General features: G+C 68.8%; 26 protein-coding genes. 4 read left to right on the top strand and 22 right to left on the bottom strand.

Annotated elements, in window-relative coordinates:
• Window positions 1-51: 51 nt before the first annotated feature.
• The 3 genes from AXZ95_RS14640 to AXZ95_RS14630 are packed head-to-tail and all read right to left on the bottom strand — an operon-like array spanning window position 52 to window position 2,592.
• Window positions 52-1,089, bottom strand: a complete 1,038-nt coding sequence (locus AXZ95_RS14640; protein WP_018192053.1) for an alpha/beta fold hydrolase — start codon at window positions 1,087-1,089, stop codon at window positions 52-54.
• Between the two features lie 10 nt (window positions 1,090-1,099).
• Entirely contained in the window at window positions 1,100-1,525 is a 426-nt protein-coding gene (locus AXZ95_RS14635; protein ID WP_133638920.1) for a hypothetical protein, read from the bottom strand.
• Window positions 1,522-2,592, bottom strand: a complete 1,071-nt coding sequence (locus AXZ95_RS14630; RefSeq protein ID WP_018192055.1) for a DUF561 domain-containing protein — start codon at window positions 2,590-2,592, stop codon at window positions 1,522-1,524. The genes AXZ95_RS14635 and AXZ95_RS14630 overlap by 4 nt, the downstream gene beginning before the upstream one ends.
• A gap of 160 nt (window positions 2,593-2,752) precedes the next feature.
• On the opposite strand from AXZ95_RS14630, the gene AXZ95_RS14625 reads away from it, so the two are divergent.
• Both AXZ95_RS14625 and AXZ95_RS14620 read left to right on the top strand, forming a co-directional pair.
• Entirely contained in the window at window positions 2,753-3,451 is a 699-nt protein-coding gene (locus AXZ95_RS14625) for a GAF and ANTAR domain-containing protein (RefSeq protein WP_018192056.1), read from the top strand.
• Window positions 3,448-4,158, top strand: a complete 711-nt coding sequence (locus AXZ95_RS14620) for a GAF and ANTAR domain-containing protein (RefSeq protein ID WP_018192057.1) — start codon at window positions 3,448-3,450, stop codon at window positions 4,156-4,158. Before AXZ95_RS14625 ends, AXZ95_RS14620 begins: the two co-directional genes overlap by 4 nt.
• Window positions 4,159-4,167: 9 nt before the next feature.
• Here the strand turns inward: AXZ95_RS14620 and AXZ95_RS14615 are convergent, their stop codons facing one another.
• From AXZ95_RS14615 to AXZ95_RS14555, 13 genes are all read right to left on the bottom strand, one after another.
• A complete protein-coding gene (locus AXZ95_RS14615) occupies window positions 4,168-4,518 on the bottom strand; it encodes a metalloregulator ArsR/SmtB family transcription factor (RefSeq protein WP_018192058.1) in 351 nt (116 codons plus the stop codon).
• A 259-nt stretch (window positions 4,519-4,777) separates the two neighbouring features.
• Window positions 4,778-5,164, bottom strand: coding sequence for an SHOCT domain-containing protein (locus AXZ95_RS14610; RefSeq protein ID WP_018192059.1), 387 nt, complete (start codon window positions 5,162-5,164; stop codon window positions 4,778-4,780).
• A 98-nt stretch (window positions 5,165-5,262) separates the two neighbouring features.
• On the bottom strand, window positions 5,263-5,775 hold the full coding sequence (locus AXZ95_RS14605; RefSeq protein ID WP_018192060.1) for a GNAT family N-acetyltransferase: 513 nt from the start codon (window positions 5,773-5,775) through the stop codon (window positions 5,263-5,265).
• 63 nt (window positions 5,776-5,838) lie between these two features.
• Complete coding sequence (locus AXZ95_RS14600; RefSeq protein WP_018192061.1) at window positions 5,839-7,173, bottom strand: NosD domain-containing protein; 1,335 nt, start codon at window positions 7,171-7,173, stop codon at window positions 5,839-5,841.
• Window positions 7,174-7,214: 41 nt separating this feature from the next.
• Window positions 7,215-8,417: a NosD domain-containing protein gene (locus tag AXZ95_RS14595; protein ID WP_026307282.1), complete on the bottom strand. Its 1,203-nt coding sequence runs from the start codon at window positions 8,415-8,417 to the stop codon at window positions 7,215-7,217.
• A 55-nt stretch (window positions 8,418-8,472) separates the two neighbouring features.
• Window positions 8,473-8,670: a hypothetical protein gene (locus tag AXZ95_RS14590; protein WP_018192063.1), complete on the bottom strand. Its 198-nt coding sequence runs from the start codon at window positions 8,668-8,670 to the stop codon at window positions 8,473-8,475.
• Window positions 8,671-8,712: 42 nt separating this feature from the next.
• Window positions 8,713-9,648: a carbohydrate kinase gene (locus tag AXZ95_RS14585; protein WP_018192064.1), complete on the bottom strand. Its 936-nt coding sequence runs from the start codon at window positions 9,646-9,648 to the stop codon at window positions 8,713-8,715.
• Entirely contained in the window at window positions 9,645-10,619 is a 975-nt protein-coding gene (locus AXZ95_RS14580; protein ID WP_018192065.1) for a hypothetical protein, read from the bottom strand. The genes AXZ95_RS14585 and AXZ95_RS14580 overlap by 4 nt, the downstream gene beginning before the upstream one ends.
• Before the next feature lie 11 nt (window positions 10,620-10,630).
• Window positions 10,631-11,671, bottom strand: a complete 1,041-nt coding sequence (locus AXZ95_RS14575; protein WP_018192066.1) for a LacI family DNA-binding transcriptional regulator — start codon at window positions 11,669-11,671, stop codon at window positions 10,631-10,633.
• A 62-nt stretch (window positions 11,672-11,733) separates the two neighbouring features.
• The gene (locus AXZ95_RS14570; RefSeq protein ID WP_018192067.1) at window positions 11,734-12,573 is read right to left on the bottom strand and encodes a carbohydrate ABC transporter permease; all 840 of its coding nucleotides are present in this window, start codon (window positions 12,571-12,573) and stop codon (window positions 11,734-11,736) included.
• Window positions 12,570-13,463, bottom strand: a complete 894-nt coding sequence (locus AXZ95_RS14565) for a sugar ABC transporter permease (protein WP_026307283.1) — start codon at window positions 13,461-13,463, stop codon at window positions 12,570-12,572. The genes AXZ95_RS14570 and AXZ95_RS14565 overlap by 4 nt, the downstream gene beginning before the upstream one ends.
• A gap of 62 nt (window positions 13,464-13,525) precedes the next feature.
• Window positions 13,526-14,803, bottom strand: a complete 1,278-nt coding sequence (locus AXZ95_RS14560) for an extracellular solute-binding protein (protein ID WP_018192069.1) — start codon at window positions 14,801-14,803, stop codon at window positions 13,526-13,528.
• A gap of 347 nt (window positions 14,804-15,150) precedes the next feature.
• Complete coding sequence (locus AXZ95_RS14555) at window positions 15,151-15,744, bottom strand: GNAT family protein (RefSeq protein WP_231374466.1); 594 nt, start codon at window positions 15,742-15,744, stop codon at window positions 15,151-15,153.
• Window positions 15,745-15,890: 146 nt separating this feature from the next.
• On the opposite strand from AXZ95_RS14555, the gene AXZ95_RS14550 reads away from it, so the two are divergent.
• Complete coding sequence (locus AXZ95_RS14550; RefSeq protein WP_018192071.1) at window positions 15,891-16,562, top strand: Type 1 glutamine amidotransferase-like domain-containing protein; 672 nt, start codon at window positions 15,891-15,893, stop codon at window positions 16,560-16,562.
• Window positions 16,563-16,577: 15 nt separating this feature from the next.
• Here AXZ95_RS14550 and sulP read toward each other — a convergent pair whose 3' ends face one another.
• Entirely contained in the window at window positions 16,578-18,296 is a 1,719-nt protein-coding gene (gene sulP, locus AXZ95_RS14545; RefSeq protein WP_018192072.1) for a sulfate permease, read from the bottom strand.
• 99 nt (window positions 18,297-18,395) lie between these two features.
• On the opposite strand from sulP, the gene AXZ95_RS14540 reads away from it, so the two are divergent.
• Window positions 18,396-19,457, top strand: coding sequence for a nuclease-related domain-containing protein (locus AXZ95_RS14540; RefSeq protein WP_081626620.1), 1,062 nt, complete (start codon window positions 18,396-18,398; stop codon window positions 19,455-19,457).
• A gap of 30 nt (window positions 19,458-19,487) precedes the next feature.
• Here the strand turns inward: AXZ95_RS14540 and AXZ95_RS14535 are convergent, their stop codons facing one another.
• The 5 genes from AXZ95_RS14535 to AXZ95_RS14510 all read right to left on the bottom strand — a co-directional run bounded on the left by AXZ95_RS14535 (window position 19,488) and on the right by AXZ95_RS14510 (window position 25,053).
• Complete coding sequence (locus AXZ95_RS14535; protein WP_018192074.1) at window positions 19,488-20,081, bottom strand: TetR/AcrR family transcriptional regulator; 594 nt, start codon at window positions 20,079-20,081, stop codon at window positions 19,488-19,490.
• 58 nt (window positions 20,082-20,139) lie between these two features.
• On the bottom strand, window positions 20,140-21,150 hold the full coding sequence (locus AXZ95_RS14530; RefSeq protein ID WP_018192075.1) for an NADP-dependent oxidoreductase: 1,011 nt from the start codon (window positions 21,148-21,150) through the stop codon (window positions 20,140-20,142).
• Window positions 21,151-21,565: 415 nt separating this feature from the next.
• Window positions 21,566-22,588 (bottom strand): LacI family DNA-binding transcriptional regulator, encoded by a 1,023-nt coding sequence (locus tag AXZ95_RS14520; protein ID WP_231371251.1) that lies wholly within the window; start codon window positions 22,586-22,588, stop codon window positions 21,566-21,568.
• A 69-nt stretch (window positions 22,589-22,657) separates the two neighbouring features.
• Window positions 22,658-23,374, bottom strand: a complete 717-nt coding sequence (locus AXZ95_RS14515) for a gluconate 2-dehydrogenase subunit 3 family protein (RefSeq protein ID WP_018192077.1) — start codon at window positions 23,372-23,374, stop codon at window positions 22,658-22,660.
• Between the two features lie 29 nt (window positions 23,375-23,403).
• The gene (locus tag AXZ95_RS14510; RefSeq protein WP_018192078.1) at window positions 23,404-25,053 is read right to left on the bottom strand and encodes a GMC family oxidoreductase; all 1,650 of its coding nucleotides are present in this window, start codon (window positions 25,051-25,053) and stop codon (window positions 23,404-23,406) included.
• Between the last annotated feature and the right edge of the window lies 1 nt (window position 25,054).

The following is a 25,054-nucleotide window of genomic DNA, read 5'->3' as shown; positions in this document are numbered from 1 at the left end:
CTGCCGCGCATCCACTCGCCGATCAGGCGGGGAACTACCCCACTTCGCCGGTCACGCTCGCCGTGATTCCGGCGCTTGATCACCCTGCGCGGTCCACCACGCCGCGATCTGCGCGCGCGACCGGAGGCCGAGCCGCAGCCGGATGCGTTCGACATGCCCCTCCGCCGACCGCTCCTCGATTCCGAGCCGCTCGCCGATCTCGCGGTTCGTCCTCCCCTCGCTGACCAGGGCCGCGACCTCCCGCTGCCGCGGCGTCAATGTCCCCGCGGGGGTCCGGATCGCGCGCAGGCCGAGGAACCGCCGGATCGTCGCGGCGAGCGCCGCTGCATCGCCGGCCCAGGGAAGGTGCGACCTCCCGGGGAGGACGACGAACTCGGCGCCCGGGATGCCGTGCGCCAGGGCCTCCGTCTGCGCAAGCGGAGCCGCCCGGTCGCGTTCCCGGTGGACGACGAGCGTGGGAGTGCGCACCTGCGGCAGCAGCCCGCGCACGTCGAGCGCGTAGCTCAGCGCGAGGAGCGACTGCGCCGTGGTGGCATCCGATGCGGCTCGCTGATACCGGCCGAACTCCCTCCGCGCTGCGGCGGACGCATCCGGGGCGAACAGATCGGTGAGCACGTCCGAGCCCAGGCCCCAGTGCGATCCGACCAGGGCCAGCACGTGCTCGCGCGCACTCGGCGGTGAGACCTCCGCGCCAGACGCCCAGCCCCCGTAGAGCACGAGCCGCCGGACCGTCTCGGGATGCGCGGCCGCCCAGGCGACGGCGACCAGCGCCCCGAGTGAGACGCCGATGAGGTCGAACGGTTCCGGACCGAGCGGCGCGACCACCGCCGCGAGCTGCTCGAGCTCGGACGACAGCGACGGAGGCTGCCGGGCCGGCCCCGACATCCCGCATCCGGCCCGGTCGTAGCGGACCAGCCGGCACCCGTGCGCGAGATCCTCGTAGAACGCGCGCTCCTCGGGGAGCCGCCATCCCCGTTCGAGGTGGCTCAGCCAGCCGGAGACGTACACGACCGGCCGGCCCGTGCCCACCGAGCCGACGGCGATGTCCGTGCCGTCGGCGGTGGTGACCCGGGTGAGGTGCTGCTCCACGGGATGCGCGCTATCGCGTCCGGCGAGACCACAGCCTCAGGGCCGAGACGGTGAACATCACGGCTCCGAGCATCGTCGGGTAAGCGCTTCGCGCACCGTAGGCGACGGCGTTGAACGGATTCGCCCAGTCCGAGGGCGACCATCCCAGCCCGGTCAGGGCGAAGGCCACGAGCACGAGGACGACGATGCCCGCCGTCAGTCCGACCACCGGCCAGCGCCATCCGACGGCGACCGCGAGGCCGGCGATCACCGCGGTCAGGAGCAACGACACCGGATGGATGACGAAGGCTCCCGGGAGGATCGGTGCCGTCACGGCCACGACGACGAGGTAGGAGGCCAGCAGTCCCACCCCGACACCGAGCACCAGCGACCCGACGAGCCGAAACGCGCGGGGGCGCGTCGGGCTCACCTGATCTCGTGCGTCTGTTGCGATCATGAATCCCCCTCGGTCCGCCCGGGCACCCCGGCGGCCAGCTCGGCGAAGACGTCCGCCGCGTCGTCGTGACGCGACAGGCCGGCGCTCTGTCCCATCCACAGGCTCAGCAGTTCGGCGTCGCCGGTCTCGGCCGCCCGGCGGCGGAAGACGCCCGTGAGGATGTTCTGGAGCGGGAACGGGGCGATCGCGCCGCTCTGCTCGATGGTCCGCACCGCGCGGTTCGGCAGCCCGCGCGCCGGCCGGCCGCTCATCGCCCGGGTCAGCACGGTCTCGTGGGCGAGTGCGCTCCGGATGCGGTCACGGTGGACCGGCGGCGCCGCCGACTGCCGCGTCGCCAGGAACGCCGAACCGACCTGCACACCCGACGCGCCGAGGGCGAACGCGGCCGCGACGCCACGGCGGTCGGCGATGCCCCCCGCGGCGATCACAGGGATGCCCACCGCGTCGACGACCTGCGGGATCAGGGCGAGTCCGCCCACCAGGCTGTCCGCCGGGTCTGCGAGGAAGGAGGGCCGGTGCCCGGCCGCCTCGGAGCCGGACGCGACCACCGCATCCACCCCGCCGGCCTCGAGTGCCCACGCCTCTGGGACCGTCGTCGCCGTGCCGATGATACGGATCCCGCGCCGATGCGCGGCCTCGACCACGTCGGTCGGTGGAACCCCGAAGACGAAGCTCAGTGCTGCCGGCCGGGCGTCGAGCGCGGCCGCCAGTTGTGCATCGAAGTCGGGCAGGGGCGCGATCGGCCACTCCGGGACAGACGCCCCCGCCTCGTCGAACAGCGGCCGCAAGGCCCCGATCGCACGCTCGACGTCGTCGCGGTCGAAGCCTTCGCCGGCATCCGGCTCGCCGGGAGCCCGGAACGGCAGCCACAGATTGAGGGCGAACGGACGGGAAGTCCGCAACCGCAGCTCGTCGCCGACGGCCCGGATGCGCTCGGCGCTCAGCCCGTAGAGGCCGAAAGACCCGAGACCGCCTGCCTCGCTCACCGCCGCCGTCAGCTCAACGGACGACATGCCCCCGAACGGCCCCAGCACGACAGGGGCCTCGATGCCCAGCAGCTCACGCACTCCCACGGGTCTTGTCTACACCCGGAGAGCCGGTCGAGTGGCGGCGTTCGACCGGCCTCACGCCCAGAGCCCGACCTGGACTTCCCCGCGCGATGAGAGCACGCTTGAACAGACCGATGGTACCGACCGGTAGCGTGGGTGGAATGGACGGCGGCCGCGGATGAACGAGAGCACCACCGATGCGCCTCCGGGCGACGCACCGCAGGCGGAGTACTGGCGCCCCTTCATGGACGCCCTCCCGGTCGAGGGGACGGCCGTCTCGACCATCGGCGACCTGCTGGGGACGGAGACGGTCTCGGCCAGCGACACCGTGGCCGCCCGTCTCGACGAGCTGCAGTTCGACCTCGGCGAGGGCCCCTGCTGGGACGCCCTGCGGTTGCGCCGTCCTGTGCTCGAACCCGATCTGCGCCGGCGCCCGCAACAGCAGTGGACCTCATTCACGCCGGCCGCGATCGAGGCGGGGGTCGGCGCCCTGTTCGCCTTTCCGATGCTCGTCGGGCCGCTGCGGATCGGCGCGGTCGACATGTACGCACGCGAACCCGTCGCACTGGACGAAGCGCACACGCAGGCGGCGACTAAGCTCGCCGAGGCCGCCGGACGGACCTTGCTGAAGCGCGCCCTCGACACGATGGGCCGCGAGGAACCGGCCGACGATGCGAACCCGTTCTCCCGCCGCGTCGTGCATCAGGCCACCGGGATGGTGCTCGCACAACTGGATGTCAGCGCTGACGACGCCCGCATGGTCATCCAAGCGCACGCCTACGCGACGGATCGCTCGATGATGGAGGTCTCGCGGGACGTCCTCGACGGTCGCCTCGACTTCTCGGCGCTCGACGGAGGGGACGGTCGATCGCGATGACCCTCACTCGCGAACAAGGAATCCTGCGGGCGTTCGCTCAGCTGGCCGACACGCTCGTGGCCGACTACGACGTCGTCGACCTCCTGCAGAACCTGGTGGACCTCTCCAGCCGCTTCCTCGGCGCCACGGCTTCCGGCGTGATGCTGGCCGACGAGCACGGAGAACTGGATGTGATCGCCTCCACCAGCGAGGCCAGCCGCCTGGTCGAGGTGATGCAGCTGAGCGCCTACGCGGGCCCGTGCATCGAGAGCTTCGAGACCGGCGCCGTCGTCTCGGTCGCCGACATCGAGCAGGTGCCCGACCGCTGGCAGGCCTTCCGCGACCGAGCCCTGGAGCAGGGCTTCGCCGCCATCGACGCCATCCCGCTCCGCCTCCGCGCACAGACGATCGGCACGCTGAACCTGTTGCGCGACACTGCGGGCGACCTGCCGGAGGACGACCTCGTTGCCGCCCAGGCGTTCGCGGATGTGGCGACCATCGGCATCCTGCACCAGCGGAGCTTGGCCGAGAGCGATGCGATCCGCCAGCAACTGCAGTTCGCGTTGAACAGCAGGATCATCGTCGAGCAGGCCAAGGGCGTGGTCGCGCAGACCCGCGCGGTGCCGATCGACCAGGCGTTCACGCTCATCCGCGACTACGCGCGGCGCAATCAGAAGGGCATCTCGCAGGTCGCCTCCGACATCGTGGAGCGCCGGCTGAGGCTCTGACCGTCGGCGTCAGACCGACGCGAGGAACGACGAGACCGTGTCGAGGGATCCGGGAACCAGACGGTAGTACGCCCATGTCCCTCGCTTCGACCGGCTGAGGAAGCCGGCGTCGACCAGGATCTTCAGGTGGTGAGACACCGTGGGCTGCGAGAGTCCGAGCGGTTCCGTCAGGTCGCACACGCAGGCCTCGCCGTCGTCGTGCGCCGCGACCATCGAGATCAACCGGAGTCGAGCGGGATCGGCGAGGGCCTTCATCGCTCGCGCGACCGAGTGCGCGTTCTCCTCGCTCATCACTTCTGTCGTGAGCGGCGCGCAGCAGGCCTGCAGGTCGCGCAGCGGGAGGAGCTCGGTGATCGCCATGGATCGATTCTCGTCGATACATTGACAAACGTCAATGTATGCGTCCATCGTGGTTCATCGACAACCATCGATGAAGAAGGGAGGGCCACCATGGGATGCTGCGACACCGACGAGTGCCAGACGCTTCCGGACGGCTCCTGTGCGCCGGATTGTTGCTGACAAGCCGGATGCTGCTGACAAGCCGGATGCTGCTGACAAGCCGGGGCCGTCGTCGTCGCGGGTGCGACGGCGACGGCCCCGGGTCAGCGTTCGGGCGGGCTCAGGCGACCCCGGTGAGCGCCTTCCCCTTGAGCGTCTCGAACTCGGCGGGGGTGATCGCGCCGCTGTCGAGCAGGCGCTTGGCCGATTCGATCTCGGCGGACGGCGAGCTGGTGCCCGCAACCGTGCGGATGTGCTCCGTCGCAGCCGCCTGCGCCTCCATCGCCCCGGCCGCGCTGCGCTGGGCCATACGGCCGCCGCGTGCGATCAGGTAGATGAAGGCCGCGAGGAACGGCACGATGACGAGGAACAGCACCCACAGTGCCTTCGCCCATCCGTTGAGCTCGGGGTCGCGGAAGACGTCGATGATCACGCGGATGAAGATCGAAATGCAGACGACGACCAGATAGAACCAGAACGTCCAGACGATGAAATCCCAGAAAGTCATAGCAACTCCTTCTCGTTGGGCGGAGCGGCCAGCACTTCGCGTGGCCTGAAGCTACGACGCCGGGATCACCCTCGGCTAGTAGGCAGAATCGCCGTGTTTCAGGCGGCGACCTCGCGCACGAACGTCAGCAGCTGGAACGTCCGGCCGTCCGGGAGTTCGACGATGCCCTCGCGCTCGGCCTCGCGGCGGAAGCCGAGCTTGCGGTAGAGCGCGTGCGCGCCGAGCATGTCCGGGCCGCTGTTCATTACGACCACGCGCTGACCGCGCTGCGCGGCCTGATCGAGCGCGAACTCCGTGAGCGCGATCCCGATCCCCCGCCCGCGGGCCGCCGGGTGTGTGGCGAGCAGCCGGAAGTACAGCTCGTCGGGCGCGATCCGGCCCTCCTGGTCGTGGCCGGGCCGCAGCAGCGCGATGGTGCCGAGCAGCTGTCCGGTCTCCGGGTCCTCGGCGACGAAGAACTCGAAGTCGTCGAGCAGGGCTTCGGGATGCTTCAGCTCATCGCGGTAGTGCGCAGGGAGGTCGGTGTAGTCGTTGGTGTACGCCGCGTGGGTCAGCTCGCCGATCGCCGCGTACTCGTCGAGCCGGGCCGGCCGGATGGGGATGCTCGTCACTCCCCCAGTATCTCCCGGAGCCGTTGCCCGAAGTCCCGGGTTCGCCCACGCCGAACGAAACGGTCAGCCTCCGATGGACGGAGTCGCCCGGAACGCGTTGACCGCACGGTCGAGGACGACCTGATCGTCGGTCCCGGAGTCGAGCACGGTGTTCCGCGCGGATTCCGCGTCGACCTGGACGGCCGTCACGGCGAGCGCCTCCGCCGAGCGGGTCGCGAGCAGCGCATCCACCTGGCCTTCGAAGGCGGAGTCGTTCGACACGGCATGGGCGTCGATCGCGACCACGTGGTTCGTGGCGACGTAGTTGCCCGTCCCGGAGACGACGCGGATGATCACCGGCTCGGCGCCTTCGGGCCGGACGGTCGACGCGTCGATCACCTCCGAGAAATGGTTGCCGATCACCGAGTTGTCGTTGCCGCTGACGCGCAGCAGCCCGAACAGATCGTCGAGCCCGTTGTCGACGCCGTGGAACGGCGTCCACGGCTCGTGATCGCGGAGGAAGTGGTTGGTCGCGACCAGGTTCTCTGAACTGTTCTCCTCCAGCAGCACCATGCCGGGGTAGAAGGCGTGCAGGCGGTTGCCGGTCACGCTCGACCGCGTCACCCCGCGCAGCCGGATGCTGCTGGCTCCGCGCGGGAACACGTTGTTCGCCGTGATGAGCAGACCGCCGTGGTTCTCCGCATAGATCGAGTGCCCGCGGAATCCGGCTCCGATCAGGTTGTCGGTGATCTTCGACGCCTGCCCCCAACCACGGAGCTCGATGCAGTTGCCGCATTCGGCGATGAAGTTGTCGTGGATGGACAGCGCATCCGCATTGTGGATGGTCACGGCATGCTCGAGGTAGACGAATCCCATTCCGTTGATCCGGAAGGAGTCGTTGGCGCTCGCGACGAGGATGCCCGTCTTCCCGTTGACGTAGGTGTTCTCGGGGTGCAGGTCCGAGCCGTCTGCGGAGAAGTGCATCCCGTCGATGCAGAAGTTCGAGAACTCGACCGAGCTGATCCGGGGGCTCCCACCGCGCTCGACGACGAACGCGGCGCGGTCCCCGTCGTCGTCGCCGGCCGGAAGATCGACGAGGATCCTGCTGCCTCCCGGCCACAGTTCGTGCAGACCGGGCCACTCGCCCTCCGGAACGTTGAACCGGATGCTGGAGGAGGTGAAGCCGTGACCGGACCCCTCGATCCGGAGGAAGCTGACGTCGATCCGCACCGGTGTCCGCAGCCGGTAGTCACCGGGCGGGAGGACGATGACCGCGCCGGGCCTCCCTCCGTCGTCCTCGTCGGTGGCGTTCTGCCGGCTCTTGATGTCGGCGACGATGCTGTTGATCACCTCGCCGATGTCTTCGGCCGGATCGCCCACCGGCCAGGCGGTCACGTCGTAGCGGTTCGAGGAAGGCATGGGTACTCCGGTCGTGGTCGTCGCGGTGCGATATCGGTCGTTCAGGGGGTCGGACGGAAGCCGTAGCTGGTGGATTGGGCCAGCAGCTGGGCCTCGGTCCCGCTGTCGTAGACGTGGGAGTTGGTGGTCCCGGCGTCGAGGACGACCGTGTGAACGGTCAGGTTGGTGATCGTGTGGTTGCCGCCGACGACGTTCTGATCTCCGGACCGGACGCGGAACACCGCGGGCGTGGCGCCCACCGGGGTCACCTGGTCGGGGGCGATGACGTAGGTGACATGGTTGGCGGTGATGGTGTTGCCGTCGCCGTTGACCTGCACGACGCCGAAATCGTCGCCGAGGCCGTTCGAGACGCCGAGGAACGGCCCGTAACTCTCGGCAACCCGCTCGAACATGTTCGAGCTGATCAGGTTCTCCTTGCAGTTGCCTTCGAGGGTGATGCTGCCGGGATAGAACGACTGCAGCCGGTTCGCCGAGACGTTGGACCGGAAGCAGTTCTTCAGATGCACCGAGTCGATCCCGCGCGGGAACACGTTGTTCCCAGTGATCAGGAGGCCATTGCTGTTCTCCGCGAAGATCGAGAAGCCGACCGGTCCGGCGCCCAGGTGATTATCCGCGACCCGTGACGCCTGACTGCCGCCCACGATCATCACGCACGTGCCGCACTCGGCGATGAAGTTGCCGGACACATCCAAGGCGTCCGGCCCCTGGATCACGAGCGCCTGCTCCAGGTAGACCATGCCCATGCCCCGCACGCGGACGGAGTCGTTGTCGCTGCCGAACCGGATGCCCACCTTGCCGTTGCGGTAGGAGTTCTGGTTCGCGCCGAAGGAGACCCCGTCGAGGGCGAAGTTCTCGAAGGCGATGGCGCTCAGCCGAGGGCTGCCATCGCGGGCGACCAGGAACGCCTCCGCATGCCCGTCGGTGTTCTCCACGCGGATGTGGCTCCCACCCGGATTCAGTTCATGCCACCCGGTGGTGTCGGAGTTGTAGCGGATGGAGAGGGAGGTGAAGCCGTGTCCCGATCCGCGGATGGTGAGGAAACTGATGTCGACGACCACCCGGGTCTTGAGCGAGTAGGTGCCCGGCGGGATGTAGATGACCGCGCCCGGCTTGTCGGCCGGATCGGTCTGGCGGCGTTTGATGTCGGCGATGATGCTGTTGATCACGGCGCCGATGTCGTTGCGGGGGTCGATCGGCCTGCCGGGGACCTTCCAGTCCGTCACGTCGTAGACGTTCGTTTCCATGCGTGGGTTCTCCGTCGTCGTGGTGGGTGTCGTCGCGGTGGATGTCATGGCGGATTCAGAGCAGTCCGACCGGCACCCGTCGGGGCGGTGCCGGTGACGGCTTCTGTTGTTCGGGGGCCGGCGCCGCCGTGGCGGGCTGGGCGCCCAGGTACGCGAACGCGGCAAGCGTCGTCGCGGAGGCGAGCCCCTGGACGACGGCGCGGCGGGTGGGCTGAAACGTCTGTGCGGACCTCTCCGCCGGCTTCTCTGCCATGGGGCTCCTTGTCGACTGCTGGGGGGTAAGGACTGGTGGGGTTCAGGGCTGCGGCAGCGAGGCCAGCACCTCGTCGCGCGTCGGGAGGTCAGCGCCCGCCCGGGACACGGTGATCGCGGCGGCGCGTGCGGCTGCCCGACCGGCGGCGGCCAGCCGGTCCTCGGTGACGGCCTCGGCGAACTGAGTGCCGTCCGGCGGCGCGATGCCCTCGAAGCACAGCGCCCAGATCAGCGCCGCCATGAAGGTGTCGCCCGCACCGACCGTGTCCGCCACGCGGGTCGGAACGGGGTCGACGGCGATCCGGTGCCGTCCGCTCGCCAGCAGCGCGCCGTCGGCTCCCCGGGTGACGGCCGCGACGCGGACGCCGGAACTCACGAGCTCGTCGAGCACGGCCGCGAGCGGCGTACCGGGGAACAGGAATTCGGCATCCTCGTCGCTGAGTTTGACGATGTCGGACTGGCCGGCCAGGGCGGCGAAGATCCGACGCGACTCGGGCGCGTCCGGAAGCAGAGCCGGCCGGATGTTCGGGTCGAAGGTGGTGACGGCTCCGACCTCCCGCGCCCGCGTCAGGGCCGCACGCACGACTTCGACTCCGGGGCTCAGGAAGGCGGCGATGGATCCTGTGTGGACCAGATCCGCCGGCCCCGTCGATGGCGGCTCGCTCGGTGCCCACGAGACGCGGAAGACGTACTCCGCCGAGCCGTCCGCACCGATGCGCGCCGTCGCCACGGAGGTGGGGTCGTGCGTCCAGGAGCCGGGGGTCAGGCGGACGCCGGCGGCCGCCAGGTGCTCGGCGACCACTGCACCGTCGGGGTCGCGCCCGAGGGTCGTGTGGAAGTCGGTCGGGACACCAAGCCGGGCCAGGCCGACCGCGACGTTGGCGGGCGAGCCGCCGGGGTGACGCTCCACGCCGTCCCCTGCGACGACCTCGTCGATCAGCGCCTCGCCGATCACCAGCGCGCGGGTGGGCCGGCTCATTCGCGACTCCACGCTGCGGAGAACTCCGCCGTCGTGGCGGAGGCGACGACCAGGCGATCGTCCTCGAAGTGCACGGGCACGGGGTCGGCGATCTCGCCCTGCCATCCGGTCTCGGGGTCGACGTTGCGGAAGGCGAGGAACTGCGCCTGCCCGGCGCGATCGTGGACGATCCGCCCGACATAGAATCGCTCGTCCGTCAGCCGGTACGCGCTCGCGGTGTCGAACGGGCCGGTCGCGGACGAGATCGGGAACGCCCACACTCCCCCGTCGCCCGGCCGTCCCGGCTCGGCGAGCTCGGTGCCGAGGCACGAGAACAGACCGACCGCGCGCCCGTCGACGACGGCCGTCTGGATGACCTCGAGGTGACCGAACCCCGCACCAGGCGACGAGAGCGGCGGCTGCACGGTCCATGCGCGCAGATCGGGCGACGTGGCGTGACCGATCACACCGCGATCGTCGGGGGAGCCTTGGATGCTGCGAGCGGTGATGAGCATGTGCCACATCCCGCCGTCACGGAACACCCACGGGTCGCGCCACGCCTGGTCCGGCCACTGACGGGTCGCCGCCGTCTCGTACCAGCGCGGGTCCGGCTCCAGCACCTGCCGGCCGGGCTCGCGCCTCCAGGTGAAGAGGTCCTCGGACACCACGGAACTGATCCGCTGCGCGACGCCGCCGTCCTCCCTGCTCACCGCCGTATAGAACATCCGCCAGAGGCCGTCGTCCTGCCGGACGATCGAGCCGGTCCACGTGGCGAGGTCGTCGAAGGCGGGTGCGTCGTCGGGGAGGAGGGCGTCGGCGTGCTCGGTCCAGTTCTTCAGATCCGTGGAGGTGGCATGGCCGACGGTGGCCCTCCAGTGCCGGCGATCGGGGTCGAGCAGGGCACGGGACGCCTTGAGGAAGAACAGGTGGAACCGGTCGCCGTCGTCGGCGATCCAGAAGTCCCACACCCAGGAGGCGGCGAGGCGGAGCATGTGCGTACCTTTCAGTCGGCTCGGGGTCCGGCGACGGATTCGCGGACAACGAGCGGGCAGTCGAGCAGGGTCGGACGGTCGGCGAGGAGGCGGTGCTCCGCCTCTCCGTGGAGCAGGTGCACGAGGGTCTCGACCGCCCACGCACCCATCTCGTAGTGCGGGAGGGCGACGGTCGTGAGCCCGGGGAAGAGGTTGGCCGCGATGAGTTCCTGGTTGTCGAAACCAACGATGGAGAGGTCCCGCGGAATCTCGAGCCCCAGCTCGCTGGCGGCGCGGTAGGCGCCCATCGCCATCCGGTCGTTGTAGCAGAAAAGGGCCGTCGGACGGTCGCTCCTGGCGAGGATCTCCTTCGCCAGACCGTATCCGGGCAGCGTCTCGGACGGCGCCGAGGCCACCAGGCTCTCGTCGAACGGGATGCCGTTCTCCTCCAGCACCTGCCGGTAGCCCGCGAAGCGGAGGTGCGTCGCCGGGACGTCGTCGTTGTTGTTCAGGAATCCGATGCGGCGGTGGCCCGCCTCGACCAGGTGACGGACGGCGGCGACCGCTCCCCCGACCTCGTCCGGGACGACCGCCGGGACGATGCCCGCGCGGTCCGTCGAGTCGATCAGCACAGCGGGCATCCGCTGCAGGTTCGGGGGAAGCGAGACCGTGCGGTGGTACATCGTGGCGTACAGCACGGCGTCGACCTGCCGGTCGATCAGGGCCTGGACGTCCTCGCGGTGGGACGTGCCGTCGGCCTCGCGCTCCGTGTTGATGATGACGAGCGTGAGGTCGTGCTCGCGTGCGGCGTTCTGGGCGCCGAGGATGATCCGTCCGGCGTGCGGGGTGGTCGCGATCTCCTCGCTCAGGAGCCCGATCAGGCCGGACCGGTTGGTCCGCAGCGCCTGCGCCATCCGGTTGGGCCCGTAGCCCAGCGTCTTGGCCGCCTCCCTGACCCGCGCACGTGTCTCCTTCGACACCCGCGTGTGCGGAGTGTCATTGAGAACGTGCGAGACCGTGGTCACCGAGACGCCGGCCAGCTCGGCGACATCCCGGATCCCTGTACTCTTCACTGCCACGAACTTCTCCCCTCCATCGGGCTCCCCCGCCGCCGTCCGATGCTCCGCATGGCCCGTCACCCCTTGACCGCGCCGAGCGTGAGGCCGGCGACGATGTGCCGCTGGAGCAGCAGGGTGAGCAGGATCACCGGGATCGAGTAGAGCACGGCGAGGGCGGTCATCGATCCCCAGTCCAGCCCGAATTGCGTCTGGAAGTTGGCGATGACGATCGGCGTGGTCTGCGACCGGACGGCGGTGAGCAGCAGGGCGAACAGGAACTCGTTCCAGCTGGCGAGGAAGGCGAAGATCGCGGTGACGGCGACGCCTCCCGCCGTCACCGGGATGACGACCCGCCAGAGCGCGCCGAGCCGGCTGTTCCCGTCGATCTTCGCGGCCTCCTCGAGCTCCGTCGGCACCGCCTCGAAGAAGCTCGACATCAGCCAGATCGAGAGCGGCAGCGAAATCGTCGTGTGGGCGATGGCCAGCGCGAGCGAGGTGTCCGAGATGCCGAGGTTGCGGAAGATCGTGATCATCGGCACGCCGATCACGATCGGCGGTACCATGCGGGCGACCAGGGCGAGCACGATGAAGATCCGCCCGGTCCTGGTGCGGAACCGGGTGACCGCGTAGGCCGCCGGGATCGCCAGCACGAGCGAGATGAGGGTGCTGAGGATCGCCGTGATGATGCTGTTGATGAACGACGCGAGCACGCCGTCGCGCGTCAACGCCGAGACGTAGTTGTCGACCGTCCAGGCCGTGGGCAGCAGCTTCGGCGGCACCGAGATCGTCTCGAGCGGCGTCTTGAACGAGGTCAGCAGCATGTAGACGAACGGGAATCCGTACAGCACGACCACGGCGACGAGGATGAACCACAGCAGTGCGCGCGAGCTGAGGCGCCGTGTCTCGAGTCCGTTCATCGCTCCGTCTCGCTTCCGGGTCGCCAGATGGTGAGGATCGCGACGAGGGCGACGGCGAGCATCGCGATCAGGTAGACCGTCCCCATGGCACTGGCGAGACCGGGGTCGCCGAAGCGGACCATCGTCCGGTAGATCAGCAGGGACAGGGTCTCGGTGCTCTGCTGAGGACCGCCGTTGGTCTGGATGACGATGACGTCGAAGGCCCGCGCCGCGTCGATCCCGCGGACGATCAGGGCGACGGCGATGACCGGCCGGAGCAGAGGGAGCACGATGCGGAACAGGATGGTCGTGTAGCGCGCGCCGTCGAGCCGTGCCGCCTCGATCACGTCGCCGGGGACGTTCTGGAGGCCGGCGAAGAGCACCAGCGTGATGAACGACGTCGTCAACCAGATGTCCGGGATGGCCACGGAGAACAGGGCGATATTCGGGTCGCTGAGCCACTGGATCTGGTCGTTCGAGTGGATGAGGCCCACCGACTTCAGGATCTCGTTGACGATTCCGAAGTTGTCGATGAGGAGGAACCGCCAGAGCAGACCGGCGACGATCGGCGCGATCATCAGCGGGTACAGGAAGATCGTGCGGAATACCCGCGACGAGTTACCCAGGGAGGTGAAGAGCAGCGCGACGAGCAACCCGAGGACGAATTCGAACGCGACGACGATCACCGTGTAGACGAGGGTGCGCCAGGCGGCGTTCCCGAAGTCGGAGCTGGTGAACGCCGTCACGTAGTTCGCGAAGCCGACGAACTCGCGCGGCCCGCCGGCGATGGGGCTGATCTTGAAGAAGCTGTCGCCGACGAACTGGAGCAGTGGCCAGCCGATGAACACGGCCAGGAATAGGGCGGCCGGGAGCATCAGGAGGGCCGCGAAGCGCCGGTCGGCGCTGCGGATGGAACGCTTGCGGGGAGCCTGGGGCGGGCGACCGGCGATCCGGTCGCCCGCCCGCTGCTCCACTACTTGACCAGTGATTGCACCTGCTCCTTCGCGGCGTTCAGCAGGGCCTGGTTGTCGGCGCCCGGCTGCAGGGACTTCTGGATCATCGGGACGAGCACGGTGTCGACGATCTGCTGCCACTTCGGCGTCGCGGGCCGCGGAATGGTGGCCTGTGCATCCAGTGTCTCCACCAGTGGCTTGTAGTTCTCGTAGCCGGGCTGGTCCTGGTACTTCTCGAAAGCGGACTTGCGGGCGACGAGTCCGAGCGACGTCTTGGCGCTCAGGTCGTTGTGCTCGTAGGCGAACTTGACGAAGTCCAGCCCCTGCTGCTGCTTCTTGCTGGCCTTCGCGACCGACAGGTACCAGGCGCCGGGGACTCCGGCCACTCCGCCGGGGCCGGCGATCATCGGCGCGACGCCGACCTTGCCGTACACCGACGCGTCCTTCGGGATCTGCCGGTACGCGTGCGCCCAGAACCGCATCATCGCCGTCTTGCCCTGGTTGAACAGGTTCTGGGCTCCGGCCCAGTCGAGCTGCGCGCCGCCGGCGGGGGCGTACTTCTGCAGGCTCGTGTAGAAGTCGAGGGCCTTCAGGCTGTCGGCGTCTCCGAGCGACACGTCTCCGTTCGACGGATCGACGACCATCGTCTTCTCACCGGTCTGCGAGAGCGTTGCGAGGTACTCGGTCTCGACCGCGCCCTTGACGTCGGTGCCGTAGAGGCCCTTGTCGGGCTGCGTGAAGAACGCGGCGGCGTCGGTGTACTGCTGCCAGGTCGTCGGGGGCACGAGGTCGTAGCCGTACTTGGCCTTGAAGGCGGTCTTGTTGGCGGGATCCTCGAACAGATCCTTGCGGTAGTACAGGATCTCGGAGTTCGTCCAGACCGGCATGCCGACGTACGTGCCGTCGACGTTGGCCTCCTTCACCAGCGCGGGGAACAGGTCGTCCTTCACACTGGAGGTGAACTGGCTGTTGAGGGGCGTGACCGCATCCTTGAACGCCGGCAGCCAGATGGCGTCGAGCGCGGCGACGTCGAAGGAGACGGTGCCGGAGGTGAACTCGCTGTTGAGACGGTTGTAGAGCCCGTCGTAGGGCAGTTCGACGAAGGTCACCGAGGTGCCGGTTTCCTTCTTGTAGAGGTCGGCGATGGGCTGCAGCTCGGCATGACCGCCGGCCTCGACGAGCACGGTGATGGATGAGGCGGACGAGGACGAGTCTCCTCCGCCGACGCCGCAGCCGGCGAGTGCCAGTGCGACAGCGGCGCCGACTGCTGTGGCCGCCGCGATTTTCTTGCGAAGCATCGTTACTCCGGATCTTGTGAGCAGCTCGGGCTGCCATGGGGGACATTCTAGGGCCAAGACGTTTTGGCAAAACGTCTTGGCACGACGATAAGTCGGCCCCGGAACGGTTCGCAAGCGCCAAAACGCGCCAAAATGCCAAAACTTGCCAAACAACGGGAGTCCGCACGAGTCAGGTGAAGACTCGCACGTCCCCTACATGACGCCCGCTATCAGAAGAGCCGTGTAGAGAATCCAGCATCCCGCGGCGATGTAGCCCCCCACGCTTTGTGTGGGTTTGCCCTTCCTTCCGGAATACACACCGAAGACCAGGAAGAACCCCGACAACGCCGGAGTCCTCTCGTCTGCCCCTACCCGAACGCCAGGTACGCTGCGGGCTTGCCGGGTTCGACCAGTTCGAACCGCGGCTCCAGCCCCGACGTGCGGAACAGGTCCACCTGCTGCGTAAACGGTTCGCTGGTGACGAAGACGACCCGGTCGACGGCCCATTCGTGTGCGAACCAGGTTCGGAGGGAGGAGAGCAGGCGCGCATCCATGCCGCTCTCCATCTGGGCGCGGCGGGTCCAGAAGTAGGCGACGATATCGAGATCCTCCCAGCGGTCCGCGCCGAGCGCGGTCACCGCCGCCCGCGCGAGGAACGTCGCTCCCGGAGGGAAGATGTACACGCACCCCAGGCACTGTTCCCCGTCCGTGCTGAGCACCGTGAACGTGAACGCCCTCCCGCCGGCATGTCGGGCCGCGAGACCGGCCAGGTCGTCCCGGTCAGCGTCGACCGTGAAGTCATCCTCGGGCCAGGCCGACTGCTCCCACAGCCGCAGGTACGCGCGCGACTCCATGACGGCGGCGTGGTCCTTCTCAGCGTCGGCGGCGGCGATGGGACGAAGCACGAACTCCGCGTTCTCCAGCCCGACCGGAACAGGGCCTTTCGTGTACACGTCAGCCATGCGAGCCTCCTTCGGCATCCGTCACGCCATCCAACCACCGCAGCCCCGCACCGCTCCATCCCGCGCTCGACTCCCAACGGATGCTTGCCGCCGCGCGCCGATCGCGTCTACGGTGGGCGGCGGCCCAGCGCGTTCGGGAGGAATCGATGAAGCTGCTGCTCACGTCCGGCGGTGTCACCAACGCCAGCATCCGCGAGGCGCTGGTCGGGATGCTCGGCAAACCGATCGCCGAGAGCAGGGCCCTCTTCATCCCGACCGCGCAGTGGGGGCAGCCCGCGTGCAGCCCGGAGAGCGTGTGGCGGTCGACCGCGGACGCCTGGGGTGGCGACCCGGGTCTCGTCGGCCTCGGCTGGAAATCTGTCGGCGTACTCGAGTTGACGGCGCTGCCAAGCCTCGCGGAAGACCGATGGACGCCGTGGGTGCGCGAGACGGACGTCCTGCTGGTGGACGGCGGCGAGGCCAGATACCTCTTCGAGTGGATGCAGCGGTCGGGCCTGGCCGCGCTGCTGCCCGAGCTCAGCGACACCGTCTGGGTGGGCGTGAGTGCCGGAAGCATGGTGATGACGCCGCGCGTTGGACGCGAGTTCCTCGACTGGCAGCCGGACGGCCCCGACGACACCCTCGGCGTCGTCGACTTCTCGATCTTCCCCCACCTCGACTACCCCGGCTGGACGGAGAACACGACGGAAGCCGCCCGGCGCTGGGCCGAGCGCATCCCGGGCCGCTCCTACGCGATCGACGACCAGACGGCGATCTCCGTCGTCGACGGACATGTCGAGGTGATCAGCGAGGGGCACTGGGAGCGGTTCGACCGCTGAGGCCTTGACTGCGGACTAGCCCGCGTCGTCCCGGCCGCGCTCGGACGCATCCTGTTCCGCCTGCACGGCGCGGTGGACGTTGCCGTGGATGTGATCGGCGCCGACCAACGCGATCACACCATCCCGTTCCAGAACGGCCCGCGGGCCCGGCTTCAGACGGGTGATGCGGAGGTCGAGGCCGGCGTCGCGAGCGAGGGTGACGAGGTCGGCCATCGTGGCGGCACCCTGCGAGTCGATGAAGTTGATGCCCTCGCAGTCGATCACCACCCCGGTGAGCGCGGACTCGCTCTGAATGACATCGCGGAGCCTGTCCTCGAGCGCGTCAGCAGTGGCGAAGAAGAGGCCGCCGTCGAACCGGAGCACCGCCACGCTGGGCAGCACTTCGTCCTCGGGATGCTCATCCACTTCGCGGAACACCTGCGTTCCGCGCTCCCGGCCGAGGACCGGCATCTCCGGATGGGTCGCCACGGCGATCAGCCACACCAGCGAGAGTCCGATGCCGATGACGACGCCCGCGAGCACGCCGAAGACCAGCGTTCCGAGGAGGGCGACGACGGCGATCCAGAAGTCGACCTTCTTCACCCGGAAGAGCCGCCGCATCTCCGGCAGGTCCATCATCCCCATGACCACCGCCTCGATGATCAGCGCACCGAGTACCGCCTTGGGCAGGTTCGAGAACAGCGGCGCCAGGAACAGCAGCGTCAGCAGGACGGTGACCCCGGAGGTGAGGGAGGCCACCCCCGTCTTCGCCCCGGAGCGGTCGTTCAGCGAGCTCGCCGACAGGCTCGTCGAGACCGGCATCCCTCGGAACAGCCCCGCCGTGATGTTCGCCAGCGACTGGGCGACCGACTCCTGGTTGATGTCGATCTGGTAGCGGTGCTTGGCGGCGAACGTGCGCGCGTCCCCCGCCGTCTGCGAGAACCCGATCAGCACGAGAGCGACCGCGGCGACCGCGACGGTGCCGGCGTGCTCCCAGAGCTGCGCCAGGTCCGGAACCTCGGGCGCGGGCAGTCCTCGCGGAACGTCCCCGACCAGCGCGACGCCCTTGGCGCCGAGATCGAGGACAGCCGCTGCCACCAACCCGCCTACCACGAGGACCAATGCCCCGGGGACAGGTGGCGCGATCGCCCGCAGCCCGAAGACGACGAGCAGCGAGATGACTCCGACGAGGACCGTCGTCCGGTGCGCGTCGCCGAGCGACCCGATCCACGACCACAGCTCCTGGAGGGGATTGGACCCCGTGACCTCGGTTCCGGTCAGCTTCGGCAGTTCCCCGATGACGACGTCGATCGCCGCGCCGAACAGGAACCCGGTGACCACGGCACGCGAGAGGAACTGGGCGATCCAGCCCATCTTGAGCACGGCGAGGAGCAGGAACAGGACGCCCGACGCGAGGGTGATGCCGGCGACGAAGGATGCGACATCCTGCTCTCCGGTGATGCCCGCGGCGAGCACGGCGCTGGCGGCGACGGCAGCCAGCCCGGAACTCGGACCCATCGAGATCTGCCGACTGGTGCCGAAGATCGCGTACACGATCGCTCCGGCGGCGGCGGCGTAGAGCCCGTTCTGCAGCGGGATGCCGGCAATGCCCGCATACCCCAGGTTCTTGGGGACGATGAGCGCGGCTACGGTCACGCCGGCGATCAGATCGCCGCGCAGCCACGAACGCTTGTAGGTGCGAAGCTGGCCGGCGATCGGAACGAGGTTCGAGCCCCGGCCTCGGGTCCTGGGCATACGCACGTCATACCGCAGGCCGCGTGCGCGCGGGCAGGGGCCACTCATCCCCTCCTCTGGGGCAGGTGCTCCCCCGTCTGCTCGCCTAGCGTCGTATCCATGGGGGATGAGTCAACCGCGTCCGCGCCGGAAGCGGTCTCGCACGTGGACTTCGCGGGCATTAGCGCGCTCTCCTCTCGCCCAGCCGGATACGCTGTCGCGCTGAAGTGCCTGCAGATCCAAGCCGAGGCCGAAGGGCGAGACCCCGGACTGCGGACAGACAAGCGCGTCACGCTGCACCCGGACGCATGGTCCTGGTACCAGGGTGCCCTCGGCGAGATGCGCGTCGGAGAGATGCTCAGCGACTTGGGGACCGACTGGTTTGTTCGCCACTCGGTGCCGATCGGGGCCGATACGAAGGACGTCGATCATCTCGTCATCGGGCCAAGCGGCGTCTACGCAATCAACACCAAGCATCACCACGGAGCGTCGGTCTGGGTCGGTGATCACGTGCTGCGGGTGAACAATGCGAACACGACCCATCTCAAGGTCGCGCGAAGCGATGCGTTGGATGTCGGGCGCCGGCTCGCCGAGAAGGTCGGATTCCCCGTCCCGGTGACGCCGGTCATTGCCGTTCTCAATGCCCGCTCCGTGAAGGACGGCCGATCTGCGCAAAATCAGTCGATCGCTGTGGTGGACGCCGATCAGCTGGTCGCGTGGCTGAAGGCACGGCCATCACAGCTCAGCACAACGAAGGTCGAGCTGCTCAGACTCGCTGCGGAAGAACCGCAGACCTGGCACGTCGACCCTCGAGCCGCCGACACCCTTCGCGTGATGCAACGGTTCGAACGGCTGGTCTCTCGCGTCTCGAATCCGATCGCCGAAAGCTCGCGAGGGCGCCCCCTCGAGTCACGGAAACCGATCGGTCCGGCAACGCGGAGAGCGCCACAGGCGCGACGCAGGCGCGCGAGTCGGTCCCAACTCGTCCGGCTCTGGGCGGGCGCCGCAATCGCCGTGACAGCGATCCTCATCATCCGAGGCATGGCAAACGCACCGTGCACGACCCCGACGGGCTGCATCCTCCCGGCGATCTATCTCGCGTGGAAGCCCCTCCTGATCGTCGGAGGAGTTGTTGCGATCGCTCGTGCCATGTTCGGCACGTTCCGCGCCATGCGGCATTGAGCCTGGCTCTCGACCCCTGAAACCCGACCGCTACCCGAGCAGCGCCCCGAGCTGGCGCCGCACATCCTCCCGGATCGCCTCCATGCTGGTGCCGGCGGGACTGGCGGACATCGCGATGAAGAGGATGGCGGAGACGATGTGCGCCAGGACGGCCGGGTCGCCGGCACTGCCGGCCGTCCGCGCGATCGTCTCGGCCATCGCCTGCTCGGTCTGCGCCACGATCTCGAGCGCCTTCGCGTGGTGCGGTTCCGTCGGGTCACCGAAGACCATCTCGCGGAGGTAGGTGCGCCCGTTGTCGACCTGTGCGCGATTGCAGTGGATGATCGGGTCGGCGATGGCGAGCACCGCATCCACCGGATCATCGAGCGCCTGGGCGGCTTCGCGCCCCTCGTCGAGCGCGTCGGCGTAGAGGGCGTTCTGCACCATCAGCAGGAGTTCGCCCTTGGTGCGCGCGTAGAAGAACAGAGTGCCGGCGCCGATGTCCGCGGCCGCGGCCACCTCCTGGGTGGTGACCTCGTCGACGCCGCGCTCGGCGAAGAGGGCGCCGGCCGCCGCGATGATCCGGTCGAGTTTCTCCTGCTTGTTGCGCTCTCGCCGGCCGGGGGCTGCGGGGGTGGTGGTCATCTCATCCCTTCACGGTTCGGCTGGTGATCACCCTAACGCGCCCGCCGGCGCCGGTCGGTCAGTCCCCTCCAGCGCCCGCGATCGCGGCGACGGTCTTTCCGCGGCCGCCGCCCTTCCCCAGGCGTGCGACCGCCTCCGGGATCTCCTCGAACGGGATGACCCGGTCGACGATCGGACGGAGCGCGCCGGACTCGACCAGCGCGGAGATCTGGCGCAGCTGCTCGCCGCTGGCCGACATCCACAGGAAGGAGTACTCCACGCCGAGCCGTCGGGCGGTGCGGCGCACACTGCTGCTGAGCGCGGCTATGCCCGCGCGCAGGACGGGATTGAGTCCGAGCCGACGTGCGAAAGCCGGATCCGGCGGCCCGGCGATCCCGACGGCGACGCCACCCGGGCGCAGGATGCGCAGCGACTTCATGAGGTTCTCGCCGCCCACGCTGTCGAGCACCACATCGTAGCCGCTGAGCTGCTGCTCGAAATCGTCCGCTCGATAGTCGATCACGGTGTCGGCGCCGAGCGAGCTCACGAACTCGGCGTTCGCCGCACTCGCCGTCGTGGCGACCGTGGCCCCGAGGTGCGTGGCCAGCTGGATCGCGATCGAGCCGACTCCCCCGGCGCCGGCGTGGATGAGGACCTTCTGTCCCGGCTGCACCCGGGCCCGCCCCACGAGCGCCTGCCACGCGGTCAGCGCAACCAGGGGAAGGGATGCGGCTTCGTGCATCGTGAGGCCGGCCGGAACGGGGGCCAGGTCGTTCTCGTCGGCGGCGATGCGCTGAGCGAAGGTGCCGATCCGCCCGTCCCGCACCCTCCCGTACACCCGGTCGCCCGGCGCGAACGCCCGCACCTCCGACCCGACCGCGGCGACGGTGCCGGCGACATCGTGCCCGAGGATCGTGGGGAGCTCGAGCGGGACGATCTGCTTGAAGTCGCCCGCGCGGAGCTTCTCGTCGAGCTGATTCAGACCGGCGGCGTGCACGTCGATCAGCACGTCGCGAGGTCCGGGCACCGGCTCCGGCACATCCTCCACGAGGAGGGAGGACGCGTACGAGGGGAGAACGACGGCTTTCATCTCTGCACCTTTCTTGAGTGGACTCAATTTTGAGTGTACTCAAGAATACATCGTGTCGTGCACCCCTTGCACAGACGAGGACTCGGGGGGAGCATCCAGCGTGTTGATGCACTCACGTGTGCGATGGGAAATGGGATGAGTCCCGCTGTGCAGAGCGATCGGGGACACCCGAGCCCGACGTCGGCGATCACCATGATCGGGGCTGCCTCTGATGATTCCGGACGGCCCTCGACCGCTCCCTCAGAGCCGTAGCCGCTGAGGCCTGCGCCACCCCGTCCTGGATCGTCAGCCACGAGCTGTCCCTCGACGAGGCGCCCGACGCCTACGAGCACTTCGACAACCGCGACGACGGCTGGACCAAGGTCGTGCTGCACCCGGACGGTGCACTGGTGGGGTGAGCGCGAAAGCAGAGGAGTCAGCGCACCGGCCCCGTGCTGTCCCGTACCTTGAGTTCGGGCTGGATCAGCGGGATGGTGGCGGGCGTCTCGCCTCGAAGCGCACCCAGGACGCTTTCGACGGCGCGACGTCCGACCTCGGTGAAATCCAGCCGGACGGTCGTCAGCGCGGGCTGGAAGTACGCGGACTCGTCCCGGTCGTCGAAACCGACGACGCTCACGTCGCCGGGAACGCTGACTCCCTGGTCGGCGAGCGCCTTGATGACGCCGAGCGCCATCACGTCGTTGATCGCCAGCACCGCGGTGATGGATCTGTCGGCGGCGATCCTCAGCCCGGCCCGGTACCCGGATTCGGCGGACCAATCGTCCGACTCGAACACCTCGGGGACCGTTCGGCCCGCGAGGGCGAGCTCCGTCCGCCACCCGTGCCGACGCGCCTCGGATGCCATCCACCCTGCGGGGCCGCCCACGAAGTGGACGGTCCGGTGTCCGAGATCGAGAAGATGGCGGGTCGCCAGCTGGGCGCCCAGCGTCTCGTCGATGGAGATCGTGGCAGGTCCCGCGGGCGACCCCTGCTCGAAGCGCACGACGGGCACGTCGGAGTCGAGTCGCTGCAGGACCTCCGCCGCCGCGGTCATCGGCGCGAGCACGACGATCGCGTCCACGCCGCTGTCGACGAGCGAGTCGAGGCCAGCCCGGATGCTGGCCTGGTCGATCTCCGCGATGCTGACGAGGCTCGTCGAGTAGCCGTTGCGCCGCGCCTCCTCCGCGATACCGAACAGCGCCAGCGCCGGGCCGTGGACGGAGAGCGCATAGCTGAGCACCCCGAGGTTCATCGACCGGCTGGTCGCCAGCGCCCGCGCGGCGGAATTCCGGCGGTAGCGCAGCTGCACCATCGCGGCCTCCACCCGGTCCCGGATGTCGGGAGAGACGTTGCTGTGGCCGTTGACCACCCGCGAGACCGTCTGCTGCGACACTCCGGCGAGGCGGGCCACATCGACCATGCGCGCCGCACGCGGCACGCCGGTTCTCGTCTCCGTCATCCCCCAATTATGGCCGTCACCGGCCGGGCGCCTGCGAGCGCCCGGCCGGTGACGGGTGGAGCCGACGGCTCAGCGGTTGCCGTAACGCAGCACCGCTGGGTGCTGCTCGTACGGCCACTCCGCTTCGGGGATCATGTACTCCAGCGTGGTGTAGCTGCCGTCCATGGTCGACGCCAGCGACGGCGGCCCCGGGAACCCGATGACCCTCCACCCGACGCGGTTGTCGTTCCCGCCGTAGACCGGATCGCCGTAGAAGCCCTGCCGGGTGTTCAGTACGAGGAGCGGGAAGAACTCGAGGAAGTCCTCGTTGACCGGCTGGTTGCCGGCCGGCGCTCCCCCGCTGCCCTGACCGTCGGATTCGGTGAAGACGAACCTCGCCGGCTTCTCCTTCTTCGAGATGGTCTCGAGCACGGCATCCTGCTGTTCATCGTCGAGCGCGATGAACTCGGAGCCGAACTTCTCGGCCGAGATCGCGTCCAGCTCGACGATGCCCTCGCGGTAGAACCGCTGGCGGCTCTCGATGCGCTCCTGCCAGGCCTTCTCCTCGAGCCCCTCCATGCGGAGGAACCCCTTGCCGTCAGCGGCGGGGAAGACGAACTGCGTCCCCGCCAGCATCCGGTCGATGAAGCGGACCACGCCCGCCTCCTTCGCCCCCGGGTGGTGGTCCGTCGGAATGATGCGCGCAGTGGCGGCCTCGACAGTCGCCCATTCGTGCTCCGTGAAGAAGAGCGGACCATCCGTGTCTCGCGTGGAGATCGGTACGGTCACCCATTCTGCCTGTCCCATGTTTCGTCGTCTCCTCTGAAGTCGCGGTGTCAGTCGGTCCAGCCGTGGCGGTCCACAGCGATGATGCGGTCGGCGCAGCGCCAGGCGTTGGCCATGATCGTCAGCGCGGGGTTGATGCCGGTGGCCGTGGGGAAGAAGCTCGCGTCGAACACGTAGAGGTTGGGCACCTCATGCGACCGGCACCACTTGTCGACGACCGAGGTCGCCGGGTCGTTGCCCATGCGGGCGGTGCCGAGCTCGTGCGAGGTGTTGCCCGTGATCCGCTCCATGTTGACCGGCACGACCTTGGATGCTCCCGCGGCCTCGAGGATCTCGCCGTTCTTCTTCACCTGCCACTTCTCCTGCGCGAAGTCGTTCGCGTGCGGCGTGTGGGTGATGCGGGCGACCGGGAGGCCCCACGCGTCCTTCACCGTCGGATCCAGGTCGACGCGGTTCGACTCGACCGGCAGATCGTGGAGCAGGATGCCGATCTTCATGCTGTAGTTGAACAGATCGCGGTCGGCGTCCTTCGCGGCCTGGCCCCACGTGGGCCGGCCCGGGAAGCTCCAGTTGACGGGGTGCCCGAGCATCGACGGGAAGATCAGCGAGCCGAGGATGTGCCCGCGCGACTCGTCGGTCTCGTAGAAGTCGAACGAGCACAGGTTCATGTAGTGGCCGGACCATCCGTAGAGCGGATCGTGCAGCTCCTTGTCGAACAGGCCGACGGAGAACGAGTACTGGTGGAACGTCGCGTTCTTGCCGACCTGGCCGCTCCCGTTGCCGAGGCCGTCGGGGAACAGCGCCGACTTCGACATGAGGAGCAGGCGCGGCGTCTCGATGCCGCCGCCGCAGACGATGACGGCCTTGGCGTTCTGGACGAACTCGTTGCCGTTCTCGTCCTGGTAGCGCACGCCGGTCGCCTTGCCCGTCTTGTCGACGAGGATCTCGCTGACATAGCAGTCGGAACGCAGGTCGTAGAGGCCCGTGTTGATGGCGTCCGGGATGAAGCTGATCAGCGTCGACGACTTGCCGTTGCCCGGGTCGGGGTACTGCTGCCAGAACCCGTTCTCGCTGAACGGCTTGCGGCCCCGGTACGGCTCGGTCACCATGCCCTGCGGCATCGGGAAGGTGCTGTGCCCCATCTTGTTCATCGCGGTGGCGAACTTGCGGCCGATCTGGCTGAGCGGCGCCGGCTTTGTGGGGTAGTCGCGGCTGCGGCGTCCCTCCCACCGGTTGGCCCCGCCGAGGCCCGAGGTGCCGAACTCCCACTCCACGCGGGTGTAGTACGGCTCGAGGTCGTCGTAGGTGATGGGCCAGTCGACCAGGCTCGCGCCCTCGACGTCGCCGTGGATCGAGCGGAGGCGGAAGTCGTTCTCCGTCATCCGCGGGACCATGCCGCCCCAGTGGGTGGTGCCGCCGCCGACGACCTGCGGGGTCGCCGAGAAGTTGGTGATGACGGCTTCCTCGCTGTCGTTCTGGCGGTAGGTGCGGGGCTTGAGCTTCGGGTCCTGCCAGATGAAGTTGCGGTTGAGGAACTTCAGCTCGTCGCCGGATGCGTGCTCGGGCTTCAGCCACGGGCCCCGCTCGAGACCGACGACGCGGAGGCCGGCCTCGGTCAGCACCTTGGCGGCGGTCGCACCGCCGGCGCCGGCGCCGACGATGACGACGTCGACGGGCTCGGGGTTCTTGAGGGTGGTCATT

Source organism: Leifsonia sp. 115AMFTsu3.1, from assembly GCF_004362795.1.
In the GTDB taxonomy this organism is placed as follows: domain Bacteria; phylum Actinomycetota; class Actinomycetes; order Actinomycetales; family Microbacteriaceae; genus Leifsonia.
Note: the sequence above shows the minus strand (reverse complement) of the source record. Positions and strands in the feature narration are given on the sequence as shown.

Bases quoted from the DNA above. Each gene is read 5' to 3' on its own strand.
- AXZ95_RS14635 (WP_133638920.1), bottom strand. From the start codon at position 1,525: ATGATCGCAACAGACGCACGAGATCAGGTGAGCCCGACGCGCCCCCGC.
- AXZ95_RS14625 (WP_018192056.1), top strand. From the start codon at position 2,753: ATGAACGAGAGCACCACCGATGCGCCTCCGGGCGACGCACCGCAGGCG.
- AXZ95_RS14620 (WP_018192057.1), top strand. From the start codon at position 3,448: ATGACCCTCACTCGCGAACAAGGAATCCTGCGGGCGTTCGCTCAGCTG.
- AXZ95_RS14615 (WP_018192058.1), bottom strand. From the start codon at position 4,518: ATGGCGATCACCGAGCTCCTCCCGCTGCGCGACCTGCAGGCCTGCTGC.
- AXZ95_RS14610 (WP_018192059.1), bottom strand. From the start codon at position 5,164: ATGACTTTCTGGGATTTCATCGTCTGGACGTTCTGGTTCTATCTGGTC.
- AXZ95_RS14600 (WP_018192061.1), bottom strand. From the start codon at position 7,173: ATGCCTTCCTCGAACCGCTACGACGTGACCGCCTGGCCGGTGGGCGAT.
- AXZ95_RS14595 (WP_026307282.1), bottom strand. From the start codon at position 8,417: ATGGAAACGAACGTCTACGACGTGACGGACTGGAAGGTCCCCGGCAGG.
- AXZ95_RS14590 (WP_018192063.1), bottom strand. From the start codon at position 8,670: ATGGCAGAGAAGCCGGCGGAGAGGTCCGCACAGACGTTTCAGCCCACC.
- AXZ95_RS14585 (WP_018192064.1), bottom strand. From the start codon at position 9,648: ATGAGCCGGCCCACCCGCGCGCTGGTGATCGGCGAGGCGCTGATCGAC.
- AXZ95_RS14580 (WP_018192065.1), bottom strand. From the start codon at position 10,619: ATGCTCCGCCTCGCCGCCTCCTGGGTGTGGGACTTCTGGATCGCCGAC.
- AXZ95_RS14570 (WP_018192067.1), bottom strand. From the start codon at position 12,573: ATGAACGGACTCGAGACACGGCGCCTCAGCTCGCGCGCACTGCTGTGG.
- AXZ95_RS14560 (WP_018192069.1), bottom strand. From the start codon at position 14,803: ATGCTTCGCAAGAAAATCGCGGCGGCCACAGCAGTCGGCGCCGCTGTC.
- AXZ95_RS14555 (WP_231374466.1), bottom strand. From the start codon at position 15,744: ATGGCTGACGTGTACACGAAAGGCCCTGTTCCGGTCGGGCTGGAGAAC.
- AXZ95_RS14550 (WP_018192071.1), top strand. From the start codon at position 15,891: ATGAAGCTGCTGCTCACGTCCGGCGGTGTCACCAACGCCAGCATCCGC.
- sulP (WP_018192072.1), bottom strand. From the start codon at position 18,296: ATGCCCAGGACCCGAGGCCGGGGCTCGAACCTCGTTCCGATCGCCGGC.
- AXZ95_RS14540 (WP_081626620.1), top strand. From the start codon at position 18,396: ATGGGGGATGAGTCAACCGCGTCCGCGCCGGAAGCGGTCTCGCACGTG.
- AXZ95_RS14535 (WP_018192074.1), bottom strand. From the start codon at position 20,081: ATGACCACCACCCCCGCAGCCCCCGGCCGGCGAGAGCGCAACAAGCAG.
- AXZ95_RS14530 (WP_018192075.1), bottom strand. From the start codon at position 21,150: ATGAAAGCCGTCGTTCTCCCCTCGTACGCGTCCTCCCTCCTCGTGGAG.
- AXZ95_RS14520 (WP_231371251.1), bottom strand. From the start codon at position 22,588: ATGACGGAGACGAGAACCGGCGTGCCGCGTGCGGCGCGCATGGTCGAT.
- AXZ95_RS14515 (WP_018192077.1), bottom strand. From the start codon at position 23,374: ATGGGACAGGCAGAATGGGTGACCGTACCGATCTCCACGCGAGACACG.
- AXZ95_RS14510 (WP_018192078.1), bottom strand. From the start codon at position 25,053: ATGACCACCCTCAAGAACCCCGAGCCCGTCGACGTCGTCATCGTCGGC.